The sequence below is a fragment of the Streptomyces alfalfae genome, from assembly GCF_004127445.1.
In the GTDB taxonomy this organism is placed as follows: domain Bacteria; phylum Actinomycetota; class Actinomycetes; order Streptomycetales; family Streptomycetaceae; genus Streptomyces; species Streptomyces alfalfae.
On record NZ_QEXM01000040.1, the window covers coordinates 1 to 13065 of the forward strand.

Annotated in this window: 10 protein-coding genes and 1 pseudogene; 8 read left to right on the plus strand and 3 right to left on the minus strand. The window is 69.4% G+C overall.

Annotated features, from left to right (window positions below; translation table 11 throughout):
- Positions 1-21: 21 nt before the first annotated feature.
- Positions 22-1800, minus strand: a complete 1779-nt coding sequence (locus DCW30_RS18410) for an ABC transporter substrate-binding protein (protein ID WP_076684727.1) — start codon at positions 1798-1800, stop codon at positions 22-24.
- Positions 1801-1877: 77 nt separating this feature from the next.
- On the minus strand, positions 1878-2900 hold the full coding sequence (locus tag DCW30_RS18415; RefSeq protein ID WP_062779796.1) for an ABC transporter permease: 1023 nt from the start codon (positions 2898-2900) through the stop codon (positions 1878-1880).
- A gap of 378 nt (positions 2901-3278) precedes the next feature.
- On the opposite strand from DCW30_RS18415, the gene DCW30_RS18420 reads away from it, so the two are divergent.
- From DCW30_RS18420 to DCW30_RS18440, 5 genes and pseudogenes are all read left to right on the plus strand, one after another.
- Complete coding sequence (locus tag DCW30_RS18420; RefSeq protein ID WP_076684726.1) at positions 3279-4904, plus strand: peptide ABC transporter substrate-binding protein; 1626 nt, start codon at positions 3279-3281, stop codon at positions 4902-4904.
- Between the two features lie 81 nt (positions 4905-4985).
- Positions 4986-5909: an ABC transporter permease gene (locus DCW30_RS18425; protein WP_076684725.1), complete on the plus strand. Its 924-nt coding sequence runs from the start codon at positions 4986-4988 to the stop codon at positions 5907-5909.
- Positions 5902-6879: an ABC transporter permease gene (locus DCW30_RS18430; RefSeq protein ID WP_076684724.1), complete on the plus strand. Its 978-nt coding sequence runs from the start codon at positions 5902-5904 to the stop codon at positions 6877-6879. The genes DCW30_RS18425 and DCW30_RS18430 overlap by 8 nt, the downstream gene beginning before the upstream one ends.
- Before the next feature lie 6 nt (positions 6880-6885).
- Positions 6886-7944, plus strand: coding sequence for an ABC transporter ATP-binding protein (locus DCW30_RS18435; RefSeq protein WP_076684723.1), 1059 nt, complete (start codon positions 6886-6888; stop codon positions 7942-7944).
- A pseudogene (locus DCW30_RS18440) lies at positions 7919-8958 on the plus strand (ABC transporter ATP-binding protein). The gene DCW30_RS18435 and the pseudogene DCW30_RS18440 overlap by 26 nt, the downstream one beginning before the upstream one ends.
- A 19-nt stretch (positions 8959-8977) precedes the next feature.
- Here the strand turns inward: DCW30_RS18440 and DCW30_RS18445 are convergent.
- Complete coding sequence (locus tag DCW30_RS18445) at positions 8978-11143, minus strand: S9 family peptidase (RefSeq protein WP_076684722.1); 2166 nt, start codon at positions 11141-11143, stop codon at positions 8978-8980.
- A gap of 147 nt (positions 11144-11290) precedes the next feature.
- Between DCW30_RS18445 and DCW30_RS18450 the strand changes: the two genes are divergently transcribed.
- The 3 genes from DCW30_RS18450 (at position 11291) to DCW30_RS18460 (ending at position 12928) form a co-directional block, all read left to right on the plus strand.
- Complete coding sequence (locus DCW30_RS18450) at positions 11291-11485, plus strand: hypothetical protein (protein ID WP_062779883.1); 195 nt, start codon at positions 11291-11293, stop codon at positions 11483-11485.
- Positions 11486-11537: 52 nt separating this feature from the next.
- Entirely contained in the window at positions 11538-12461 is a 924-nt protein-coding gene (gene mshB, locus DCW30_RS18455) for an N-acetyl-1-D-myo-inositol-2-amino-2-deoxy-alpha-D-glucopyranoside deacetylase (RefSeq protein ID WP_076684721.1), read from the plus strand.
- 98 nt (positions 12462-12559) lie between these two features.
- Positions 12560-12928, plus strand: a complete 369-nt coding sequence (locus DCW30_RS18460; protein WP_062779886.1) for a DUF6113 family protein — start codon at positions 12560-12562, stop codon at positions 12926-12928.
- The last annotated feature ends 137 nt before the right edge of the window (positions 12929-13065 follow it).

Here is a 13065-nt window from a genome sequence, read left to right on the forward strand (position 1 = left end):
CCCCGCCACGGAGGCCGGGCGTCAGGCCTTGACGTACACCTTGTTGATCAGGGTCGCGGAGAACTGCGGGTCGAACTGCGCGCCGCCGACCTTGGAGCCGTGCAGGTAGAAGCGGCGCTGGTACATCTCGGGGATGATCGGCGCCTCCTCTTCCATGATCTTCTTGTCCAGCTCCGCCCAGGCCTTGTTGGCCGCGTCGGGGTCGGAGAGCTTCACGTTCTTCTTGATGGCCTCGGTCACCCAGTCGACGTCCAGCTGAGAGACGTTGTTCGAGCCGTTGCCGATGGTGGTGCCGTCGAAGAGCGGCTGGAGCAGCGTGTAGCCGGTCGGCCAGTCGGGGGACCAGCCGAACCACATCACGTCGAAGTTGTTGTCGACCTGCTGGGCCTGGTCGTAGTACGTCGTGGAGTCGATCGGCTTGATGACCGGGTCGAAGCCCGCCTTCTTGAGCGCGGCCTCGATGACGACCTTGGTCTTGTCGTACGTCGGGCTCTTCGGGAAGGCGTAGACGACCTTCATGCCGAGCTTGCCGGCCTTCTTCAGCAGCTTCTTGGCGGCCTCGGGGTCGCCCTGCGGCTTCTCGAGCTTGCCGTACAGGTCGTACTTCTTGCGGCCCTGGATGTCGGGGCTGAGGATCGTGGTCGCGTAGTCGCCGGAGTTCTGGCCACCGTAGATCTTGCGGATCTGCTCCAGCGGCCAGGCGTGGATGAGCGCCTTGCGCACGTCGAGGTCGGTGACGCGCTTGCAGTTGATGGCGTAGTAGTAGATGCCGGTGAGCAGGCCGTTGAAGCTGCGCTTCTTCAGGTCCGGGTCCGTGAGGACCTTCTGCATGCGCTCGGCGGGCACGTTGTTGTAGATGGTGATCGTGTACTGGTCCTTGCCCTGGTCCGCGATGAGGCGGTCGGCGAGGTCCAGGCCCTCGGTGCCGAACTCGAATTCGTGGGTGTCCGGGTACGCGTTGCGGATCGGGTCGGTCTTCGCGTCCCAGTGCTTGTTGCGCACCCAGGTCATCGACTTGTCGATGGAGCGGTTCTTGAGCCGGTAGGGGCCGCAGGAGACCGGCTTCTTGTCGTACTTCTCCTTGGTGTCCATCTTCACCGGGGTGGCGGCGTAGGAGTGCATCGCCAGGGTGAAGTTGAAGTCGGAGCGCGGCTGGGCCAGGTGGAACGTGATGGTCTTCTTGGCCTTGTCGATCTTGATGGCGTCGAGGTGCTTGCCGCCGTAGGGACCCTCGTACTCCTTGCGCCAGTCGTCCTTGCCGGTGAGGGCGATCTGCGCGTAGGTGGCGCCTTCGGTGACGAACTTGGCCCAGCAGCGCTCGAATCCGTGGCGCACGTCCTCGACGGTCAGCGCGCTGCCGTCCTCCCACTTCAGACCGTCCTTCAGCGTGAAGGTCCAGGTCTTGCCGCCGTCGGACATCTTGCCGGTGTCCGTGGCGAGGTCGCCGACCAGCTTCTGCGAGCCGTCCTCGGCGGTCTTGTAACCCGTGAGGCACCGGGCGAAGAGCATGGCGCCGGTGGAGTTGAGCGCGTAGTAGATGCGCTGCGGGTCGAGGTGCGAGAGGTCGTCGGGGGAGACGCCGTAGATGGTGCCGCCCTTGCGCGCTCCCTTGACCTCGGGGGCGGGGCCCTGGGAGTCCTCGGCGGTGCCGACCGTGACCGAGGCGCCCGTGTACTCCTTGGAGCCCGCCGGGCCCTTGCTGTCGCCCCCTCCGCCGCCACTGCTGCACGCGGACAAGACCATGGAACCGCCGGCCGCGACAGACGTGGCGATGATGAAGTTTCTGCGAGAGAGGGGCATGGCTTCCTGCCTGGGTTCGATGGAGACAGCGGATGATTCCGGCGGTGGGCCCCGTCGCCCGGCCGGATCGGGGAGCGTCAGCGCTTGGTCTTGGGGTCCAGCGCGTCGCGCACGGAGTCGCCGAGGAGGTTGAAGGCGACGACGAAGATCACCATGGACAGACCCGGGAAGAGCATGAAGGTGATGTCGTCCTGGTAGTACTTCGAGCCGTTCTGGATCATCACGCCCCAGTCCGGCGTCGGGTCGCTCAGACCCACGCCGAGGAAGGCGAGTCCGGCCTCGGCGGTGACGAAGGCGGGGAGCGCGAGCGTCGACTGGATGAGGATCGGCGTCCAGAGGTTGGGGAGCAGTTCCTTGAAGATGATCCGGGCCGGTGAGGCGCCGGTGACCTTGGCCGCTTCCACGAACTCCCGCTCCCGCAGGGCGAGTACCTCACCGCGCAGAAGCCGGGCGATGGAGGCCCAGCCGAAGGCGGTCATCACCGTGATGAGGCTGACGACGGTCAGCCAGACCGGCGTGTTCTCCTCGGGCGATACGAGGATCGAGATCATCACCGGCCAGAAGGCGATGAAGAAGAGGGTGGAGGGGAACGCGAGCAGGATGTCGATGACCCTGCCGATGAAGTAGTCGGTCTTGCCACCCAGGTACCCGGCGGTGATGCCGATGACGATTCCGAAGAAGGTGACGAGAAGTGTCGTCGCACCGGCGATCAGCAGCGAGTTGCGCATGCCGTAGAGGAGAAAGGTGAAGACGTCCCGTCCCAGGCTCGGTTCGATGCCGAACCAGAACTCCCCGTCGATGCCGCCGTTCGGCTTGACCGGGAAGCTGAATTCGTTCAGCAGGGTCGGGTCGTCGACCCCGTACGTCGTGTACGGGTCCTTCCCGTAGAGCTTCGCGATCAGTGGCGCACACAGGGCGATCACGAAGAAGAAGATGACCACGCAGGCCGCGATCACGCCGGTCTTGTCCCGCTTGAACCGAGTCCAAGCAAGCCGCCCCGGCGAACGCCCCTTGCTCCCCTGGTCGTTGGGCGTGGGCGGGGTGCCGGTTTTGTCCGTCACTTCAAGAGTGGCGGATGCGGCGGGAGTTGGCGAGGTCATGGCGCTCCAGGCCCGGAGGGGGTCATCAGGATTCCGCAGGAAGAGCAGGCGCCTACGGGCTAGGCGCGACTGTCGCAAGGCCTTTCCCGCCCGGTCAATGAATCCTCAGCCGCCTTGGCGGGCTCTTGAGATCCTTGACCATAGCTTTACCTGATAAATCCCATGACTTTACCTTGACGTAATCAAGCGTGATGGACAACCCATGCCGAATCCCAGCAATCCGGGCAATGAGTCCGATATACGGGCGCTGATGTCTCGGAATACGTACATCCGGAGGAGCCCCGACTCGTACGGCCGGGGTAAATGTGCGGTTCATCCCGCCTGCGGAGATATTTGGCGATACGTAGAGCCGAGGCAGGGTCAGGACAGGAGGACTCCATGGGTGGAGCCACACACGCCAGGTGGGCCGCATGCGCGGTGACCGTCGCCCTCGCCGCGACGGCCTGCGGCGGCGGGGGGAGCGGTGGCGGTGCCGGCTCCGGGATCGTCAGCTCCTCCTGGGGCGATCCGCAGAACCCGCTGGAGCCCGCGAACACCAACGAGGTGCAGGGCGGCAAGATCCTCGACATGATCTTCCGGGGTCTCAAGCGGTACGACCCGAGGACCGGCAAGGCCGAGGACATGGTCGCCGAGTCGATCGAGACCGAGGACGCGCGGAACTTCACGGTCACGATCAAGGACGGCTGGACGTTCAGCAACGGCGAGAAGATCACCGCCAAGTCCTTCGTCGACGCCTGGAACTACGGGGCGCACCTGGACAACAACCAGAAGAACGCCTACTTCTTCGGCTACATCGAGGGGTACGACAAGGTCCACCCGGAGAAGGGCGAGCCGAGCGCCGAGACGCTGTCGGGGCTGAAGGTCGTCGACGACAGGACGTTCACCGTCAGGCTCAGCCAGAAGTTCTCCACCTGGCCCGACACCCTCGGCTACCCGGCCTTCGCACCGCTGCCCAAGGCCTTCTACGACGACCGCGAGGCCTGGCTCTCCAAGCCCGTGGGCAACGGCCCGTACACCGTGGACTCGTACACCAAGGGCTCGCAGATGTCCCTGCGCAAGTGGGAGGAGTACCCCGGCGACGACAAGGCGCAAAACGGCGGTGTGGACATGAGGGTCTACACCGACAACAACACCGCCTACACGGATCTGATGGCGGGCAACCTCGACCTGGTCGACGACGTTCCCGCCGCACAACTCAAGAACGCCAAGAGGGACCTCGGCGACCGCTACATCAACACCCCCGCCGGCATCATCCAGACCCTCGCCTTCCCCTTCTACGACAGCGAGTGGACGAAGCCGGGACGGGAGAAGGTCCGCCGGGGGATCTCCATGGCGATCAACCGGGAGCAGATCACCGAGACCATCTTCCAGAAGACGCGGACGCCCGCGTCCGACTGGACCTCGCCGGTCCTCGGCGCGGACGGCGGCTTCCAGAAGGGGCTGTGCGGCAAGGCGTGCGAGTACGACGCGGCCGAGGCCAGGAAGCTGGTCGAGGAGGGCGGCGGCATCCCCGGCGGTCGGCTCAAGGTCACGTACAACGCGGACACCGGCTCGCACAAGGAGTGGGTCGACGCCCTGTGCAACTCCGTCAACAAGGCGCTCGGCAAGGACAAGGCCTGCATCGGCGATCCCGTCGGCACCTTCGCCGACTTCCGTGGCAAGGCCTCCAAGCAGCAGCTCGACGGCGCCTGGCGCGCGGGCTGGCAGATGGACTACCCGCTGATCCAGAACTTCCTGGAACCGAACTACTTCACCGACGCCCCGTCGAACGACGGCAAGTACAGCGACGAGGAGTTCGACCGGCTCGTCAACGAGGCCAACGGCGAGACGGACACCGCCAAGGCCGTCGGCACGTTCCAGGACGCCGAGAAGATCCTCGCCGAGGACATGCCGGCCATCCCGCTCTGGTACCAGAACGGCAGCGCGGGCTACTCCGAGCGGGTCTCCGACGTGTCGCTGAACCAGTTCAGCGTGCCGGTGTACGACCAGATCAAGGTCGAGTGAGAGAGCGGCCGAGGCGCCCTCACCGCAGCCACCCTCCCGCGCGCCTCCGCCCCCGGAGCCCCCACTATCCCCGGAGCCCCCATGGGTCGTTATGTGATCCGGCGTCTGCTCCAGATGATCCCCGTCTTCATCGGCGCCACGCTGTTGATCTTCCTGATGGTGAACGTGATGGGCGACCCCGTCGCCGGGCTGTGCGGGGACCGCAAGTGCGACCCGGCGACGGCCCTGCGCCTGAAGAAGGAGTTCGGCCTCGATAAGCCGGTGTGGCAGCAGTACCTGACGTACATGGGCAACGTCTTCACCGGTGACTTCGGCACCGCCTTCAACGGCCAGAAGGTCACCGAACTGATGTCGGCCGCCTTCCCGGTGACGATCCGGCTGACCCTCGTCGCCATCGTCTTCGAGATCGTCATCGGGATCTCGCTCGGCGTGCTCACCGGGCTGCGGCGCGGACGCCCCATCGACACCGCCGTGCTGCTGCTCACGCTCGTCGTCATCTCCGTGCCCACCTTCGTCACCGGACTCGTCCTGCAACTGCTGCTCGGCGTCCAGTGGGGCGTCATCAAGCCCTCCGTGTCGAGCGAGGCGCCCTACGACGAGCTGCTGGTCCCCGGCCTCGTGCTCGCCTCGGTCTCCCTCGCGTACGTGACCCGGCTGACCCGCACCTCCATCGCGGAGAACCGCCGCGCCGACTACGTCCGCACCGCCATCGCCAAGGGCCTGCCCCGGCGCCGCGTCATCACCCGGCACCTGCTGCGGAACTCCCTGATCCCGGTGGTCACCTTCATCGGCACCGACGTGGGCGCGCTGATGGGCGGCGCGATCGTGACCGAGCGGATCTTCAACATCCACGGCGTCGGCTTCCAGCTCTACCAGGGCATCCTGCGCCAGAGCACCCAGACCGTCGTCGGCTTCGTGACCGTACTCGTCCTGGTCTTCCTGGTGGCCAACCTGATCGTCGATCTCCTGTACGCCGTACTCGACCCGAGGATCCGCTATGCCTGACCCGCAGGAACCCGAGGGAGCCATCGCCGCCACCGGCATGGGCGGGGCGATGGACCTCGCCGCGAGCGAGGCGACGACCCTGGAGCGGACACCGGGCGGGCCCGACGGCGCCGGGCCCTCGGCCCCGGCCCGCAGCCTGTGGTCCGACGCCTGGCGCGACCTGCGGCACAACCCGGTCTTCATCGTCTCCGGGCTGATCATCGTCTTCCTCGTGGTGATCTCGCTGTGGCCCTCGCTCATCGCCACCGGCAACCCGCTCGACTGCGACCTCGGCAACGCGCAGAAGGGGGCGTCGCCGGGGCACCCCTTCGGCTTCAACGAGCAGGGCTGCGACGTCTACACCCGCGTCGTGTACGGGACGCGGGTCTCGGTCACGGTGGGCGTCTGCGCCACGCTCGGCGTCGCCGTGCTCGGCAGCGTCCTCGGCGGCCTCGCCGGGTTCTTCGGCGGCGGCTGGGACGCCGTCCTCTCCCGCGTCACCGACATCTTCTTCGCCATCCCCGTCGTGCTCGGCGGACTCGTGCTCCTGTCCGTGGTCACCAGCTCCACGGTCTGGCCCGTGGTCGGCTTCATGGTGCTGCTCGGCTGGCCGCAGATCTCCCGCATCGCGCGCGGCTCCGTGATCACCGCCAAGCACAACGACTACGTCCAGGCGGCCCGCGCGCTCGGCGCGTCCAACTCCCGGATGCTGCTCCGGCACATCACGCCGAACGCCGTGGCACCGGTCATCGTCGTGGCCACCATCGCGCTCGGCACGTACATCGCCCTGGAGGCCACGCTCTCCTACCTCGGCGTCGGCCTGAAGCCGCCGACCGTGAGCTGGGGCATCGACATCTCCGCCGCGTCCCCGTACATCCGCAACGCCCCGCACATGCTGCTCTGGCCGGCCGGCGCGCTGGCGGTCACGGTCCTGGCGTTCATCATGCTCGGCGACGCGGTGCGCGACGCCCTCGACCCGAAGCTGAGGTAGGCGCCCATGGCAACCGTGGCATCCGAGGCGGCCGCGTCCGGTGCGCCCGCCGCGCCCAAGCTGCTCGACGTGCGCGACCTGCGGGTGGAGTTCCGCACCAGGGACGGGGTCGCCCACGCCGTCAACGGCGTCGACTACAGCGTGGCGGCGGGCGAGACCCTGGCCGTGCTCGGCGAGTCGGGCTCGGGCAAGTCCGTGACCGCGCAGGCCGTCATGGGCATCCTCGACACCCCGCCGGGCAGGATCACCTCGGGCGAGATCCTCTTCCGCGGCAGGGACCTGCTGAAGCTCAGGGAGGACGAGCGGCGCAAGGTGCGCGGCGCCGAAATGGCGATGATCTTCCAGGACGCGCTCTCCTCGCTGAACCCCGTGCTCAGCGTGGGCGCGCAGCTCGGCGAGATGTTCGTCGTGCACCGGGGCATGTCCCGCAAGGACGCGCGGAACAAGGCCGTCGAGCTGATGGACCGGGTGCGCATCCCGGCCGCGAGGGAACGCGTCGGGCAGTATCCGCACCAGTTCAGCGGCGGCATGCGCCAGCGCATCATGATCGCCATGGCGATGGCGCTCGAACCCGCGCTCATCATCGCCGACGAGCCGACCACCGCCCTCGACGTCACGGTCCAGGCGCAGGTCATGGACCTGCTCGCGGAGCTCCAGCGCGAGATGAACATGGGGTTGATCCTCATCACCCACGATCTCGGGGTGGTCGCGGACGTCGCCGACAGCATCGCCGTGATGTACGCGGGCCGCATCGTCGAGCGGGCCCCCGTCCACGAGATCTACCGGGCGCCTGCCCACCCGTACACCCTCGGCCTGCTCGAATCGATCCCGCGGCTGGACCAGAAGGGCCAGGACCTCTACGCGATCAAGGGGCTGCCGCCGAACCTCATGGCCATCCCGCCCGGCTGCCCCTTCCACCCCCGCTGCCCGATGGCCCAGGACGTCTGCCGCACCGACGATCCGCCGCTGGCACGGGTGACGTACGAGGGCCTCACCGCCGAGCGCCGGAGCGCCTGCCACTTCTGGAAGGAGACGCTCGATGCCGCACCCGAACGCCGGGCGTGAACCGATCCTCCAGGTCCGCAGCCTGGTCAAGCACTATCCGCTCACCCGGGGCGTCGTCGTCCGCAAGCAGGTCGGCGCGGTCAGGGCCGTGGACGGCGTCGACTTCGACCTCGGGCAGGGCGAGACGCTCGGCATCGTCGGGGAGTCCGGCTGCGGCAAGTCGACGGTCGCGAAGATCTGGTCAACCTGGAGCGGCCGACCGCGGGCGAGATCCGCTACAAGGGCGAGGACATCACCCGTCTGTCGGGCCGCGCGCTCAAGGCCGTGCGCCGCAACATCCAGATGGTGTTCCAGGACCCCTACACCTCGCTGAACCCGCGGATGACCGTCGGCGACATCATCGGGGAGCCCTACGAGATCCATCCCGAGGTGGCGCCGAAGGGCTCGCGGCGGCAGCGCGTGAAGGACCTGCTCGACGTCGTCGGGCTCAACCCCGAGTACATCAACCGCTATCCGCACCAGTTCTCCGGCGGCCAGCGCCAGCGCATCGGCATCGCGCGCGGGCTCGCGCTCCGACCGGAGGTCATCGTCGCCGACGAACCGGTCTCCGCCCTCGACGTCTCCGTACAGGCGCAGGTCATCAACCTGTTGGAGAAGCTCCAGGAGGAGTTCGACCTCAGTTACGTCTTCATCGCGCACGACCTGTCGATCGTGCGGCACATCTCCGACCGGGTCGGCGTGATGTACCTCGGGCGGATCGTGGAGACCGGCACGGACGAGGAGATCTACGACCACCCCACGCACCCCTACACGCAGGCCCTGCTCTCCGCCGTGCCGGTCCCCGACCCCGAGGCCCGCGAGCACCGGGAGCGGATCATCCTCAGCGGCGACGTGCCCTCGCCCGCGAACCCGCCCTCGGGCTGCCGGTTCCGCACGCGCTGCTGGAAGGCGCGCGAGCGGTGCGCCCTGGAGGTGCCCGCGCTCGCGGTGCCCGCGGCGTTCCGGTACGAGGAGGGGCCCGCGGCGCACGACTCGGCCTGCCACTTCGCCGAGGAAAAGCGGGTCGTGCCGTAGCGCCGCGGGCCGCCCCGCCCTACAGGCCGAGGGAGCGCTTGAGGAAGTCCGCCTGGAAGTGGAGCAGGTTCTCCGCGATCCGCTCGTCCGACATCATGTGGGTCACGCCGGACAGCGGCAGGACCTCGTGCGGGCGGCCCTCGGCGAGCAGCGCGGAGGAGAGGCGCAGGGAGTGCGCCACCACCACGTTGTCGTCGGCGAGGCCGTGGACGACGAGCATCGGGCGGTGCGGCTCGGCCGCCTCGATCAGCCCGTCGTCGCCGACCAGGGAGTTGTGCCGGTACGCCTGTGGGGTCTTCGCCGGGTCGCCGAGGTACCGCTCCTCGTAGTGCGTGTCGTACATCCGCAGGTCGGTCACGGGGGCGCCGACGACCGCCGCGTGGAACACGTCGGGGCGGCGCAGCACGGCCATCCCGGCGAGGTAGCCGCCGTAGGACCAGCCGCGGATCGCGACCCGCTCCAGGTCGAGGGGGTACGCCTGGGCGAGGGCGTGCAGGGCGTGGACCTGGTCGTCGAGCGTCAGCGTCAGGTCGTTCTTGATCGACTTCTCCCAGGCGGGGGAGCGGCCGGGGGTGCCGCGGCCGTCCGCCACGATCACCGCGAAGCCCTGGTCGGCGAACCACTGAGAGGTGAGGTAGGCGTTGTGCGCGTGGAGCACGCGTTGACCGTGCGGCCCGCCGTACGGGTCGAGCAGAACCGGAAGCGGTCCGTCCGACGCCTTGTATTCCGTGGGGAGCAGGACGGCGCACGGAATCCGGCGCGTGCCCCCTTCGGTGAGCGTCACGCGCGGAGTGAGCCCCGGACGCTCGGCGAACGAGGCCACGTTCGCCACGTGTTTGCCGTCCCGCAACACCCGCACCCGGGACTCGGGGCGGTCGAGGGCGGCCGACACGAGGACGGTGAGGCCGCCCGCGCGGACCGCCGAGTGCACGCCGGGCTCCCGCGAGAGACGCTCCACGCCCAGTTCGTTCACGCGGTAGACATGCACCTCACCGGTCTCCGGGTCGGCGGCGGCCTGCCCCGCCGACGCCGAGAGCAGGATGTCCTCCTCCGTCACGTCGAGGACCGCGCGCACGTGCAACTGCGCCCCCGTCAGCGGCCTCTCGCCCCACGCGAGGACGCGCGCGCCGCCCTCGTCGACGATCCGCACCAGCTTCCCGCTGGGCGACCAGCACGGCACACCAGGGAACAGTTCAAGCCAATCTGTGTCCTCCTCCGCGTGGACCATCCGCGTCGACCCGTTCGCGGGGTCCACCGCGAGATAGAGCTGCCCGCGCTGGTCCCTGGACTGCACGAGCAGCAGCGGAGCGCCGTCCGCCGACCAGTGCACCCGGGCGAGGTAGGGGAAGCGGCCCCGGTCCCACACCACCTCGGTGCGCGCCCCGTCCAGGCCAAGGACGAACAGGCGTACGTCGGCGTTGGCGGTGCCCGCGGCCGGGTACGCGATCTGCACCGGCTCCCGCTCGGGCTGCGAGGGGTCGGCGATCCACCAGCGCCGCACGGGCGCGTCGTCGACCCGCGCCACGAGGAGCCGGGCCGAGTCGGGGGACCACCAGAACCCGCGGTCCCGCGCCATCGACTCGGCCGCGACGTGCTCCGCGAGGCCGTACGTCACCGTCGCCGCCTCGCCGGGCTCCGGCGCGGCGAGCACCCGGTCACCCCCGCCGTCGGCGTCCGTGACCCGCAGGGCGCCCCCGGAGACGTACGCGACGTGCCGTCCGTCGGGCGAGGGCCGCGGGTCGATCACCGGGCCCGCGGCGGGCAGTTCACGGGTCGTGCCCGCGCGCAGCTCCGCCGTGAAGAGCCGGCCCGACAGGGCGAACGCGGCCAGCTCCACGGCGGCGTCCGTGGCGTACCCCACGATGCCCGCGCCGCTCTCCCTGCTGCGCTCACGCCGTGCGCGCTCGGCGGCGGAGAGCCGCTCCGCCGCGCCGCCGAGCAGCGCCCCGGGGTCGGCGGCGGTCCGCTCGCGGCCGTCCTCCACGTCCAGTACCCAGAGCCGGCTCACCGGATCGGAGCCGGCGGAGGAGCGCAGGAAGACGACGCGTGAGCCGTCGGGAGCCACCGTGAACGCACGGGGCGCGCCGAGGGTGAAGCGCTGCGTACGGGCTTGCTGACGCGGGAAGGAGAGCGGCTGCGCCGGGCTCTCGCCGGGCCTGGGAACTCCGGGGTCTTCGGTGGTCATCCCCCGAGCCTATGGCGCATGCGCCCCCTTGTGCTGCCGTGCTCCGAGTCATGCGTCCACACGGATAGTTATGATCCGTAGCGCTTGGTGGGTATGTACCTGCTGGCGTCCGCACTGGGTTACGGCAACGACTTGGAGGTGACCGCCGTGGCACTCTCGATTTCGGCGGTGGTGCTGCTGGCGATCATCGTCTTCCTGCTGGTCAAGAAGTCAGGTCTGAAAACCGGGCACGCGGTGGTCTGCACACTGCTCGGCTTCTACCTGGCCAGCTCGTCGATCGCTCCGACGATCAACGAGCTGACGACCAACGTGGCGGGGATGATCGGCGACATCAAGTTCTGAGCCGTCCCCCCGGCGTCCTCGGCGGCGGCGTCGTTCCTCGTAGGGTGGTCCCATGACGGAACTGCCCGCCCGGCGCCTGCTGCTCGTGCACGCGCACCCGGACGACGAGTCGATCAACAACGGCGCGACCATGGCCAAGTACGCGGCCGAGGGCGCCCATGTCACGTTGGTCACCTGCACGCTGGGCGAGGAGGGCGAGGTCATCCCGGCCGGGCTCGCCCACCTCGCCGCGGACCGCGAGGACTCCCTGGGGTCCCATCGCGTCGGGGAGCTGGCCGCCGCCATGAAGGAGCTGGGGGTCACCGACCACCGCTTCCTCGGCGGCGCGGGATGCTACCGCGACTCCGGGATGATGGGCACCGAGCAGAACCGCCGCCCCGGCGCCTTCTGGTCGGCCGACCTCGACGAGGCGGCGGCCCATCTCGTCGCGGTCGTCCGCGAGGTCAGGCCGCAGGTCCTCGTCACCTACGACCCCGACGGGGGCTACGGCCACCCCGACCACATCCAGGCGCACCGCGTCGCCATGCGCGCCGCCGACCTCGCGGCCGACGCCGGCTTCCGCGCCGACCTCGGCGCGCCGCACACCATCGCCAAGATCTACTGGAACCGCGCCCCGCGCTCCGTGGTCGAGGAGCGCTTCCGGTGGCTGCGCGAGGTGCTCCCGCAGTCGCCGTTCGCCACCCCGGGAGCCCCCTCGGACGTGCCGGGCGTCACGGACGACGAGCGGATCACCGCGGAGATCGACGGCGCGCTCTTCCGGTCGGCGAAGGCGGCGGCGATGGCCGCGCACGCCACCCAGGTCACCGTCGACGGGCCCCTCTTCGTCCTCTCCAACGACCTCGCGCAGCCCCTCTTCGAGGTGGAGTACTACGAACTCGTGCGGGGAGAAGCGGTCACAGAAGGCCGGGCCCGGGAGACGGATCTCTTCGCGGGACTCGCGGGGACGGCGGACACGGCCGAGGTGGCAGCGCTGTGAGCACCCGTTCCAGGGCGTCGTCCGGCGCCGGCTCCAGCTCCTCCAGGCCCGCGCCCAGCCCTGCCCCGGCGCCCGCGGGCAGCTTCCTCGCGCAGCCGCTGCGGGTGGGGCGCGTCGCCGTCTACGCCGGGCTCTTCGTCCTCGGCGCGGTCGTCGGCGTCGCCGGGGCGCTCGTCCAAGGCGGCTTCTTCCCCGCCGGGTTGCTGCTCGCGCTCGTCGGGGCGGCCGGCGCCTTCTACGGAGGGGCGCGGGCGGCCGGCGCCAAGGCGGGGGCGGTGGCGCCCGCCGCGGGCTGGCTGGTGGCGGTCATGCTGCTCACCGCGACCAGACCCGAGGGGGACTTCCTCTTCGGCGCGGGACTCGGCAGCTACGCCTACCTGCTCGGCGGGATGGCGGTGGCTGTGATGTGTGCCACGCTCGGCCGGGGACCGCAACCGACCGGGTCGGCCGCCCGACTTGGCAAGTGACGTACCACTTCGGACCGTGTTCCGCACGGGTTTGACGCCCGTCGCAGAATGAGCGCCGACGGCGGCCAGTATGGTGGTGCGGCCGCCGAGCCTCCCCCACCTCCGGCCGGGGGGACCCCGGATGAGGTCGAGACGGG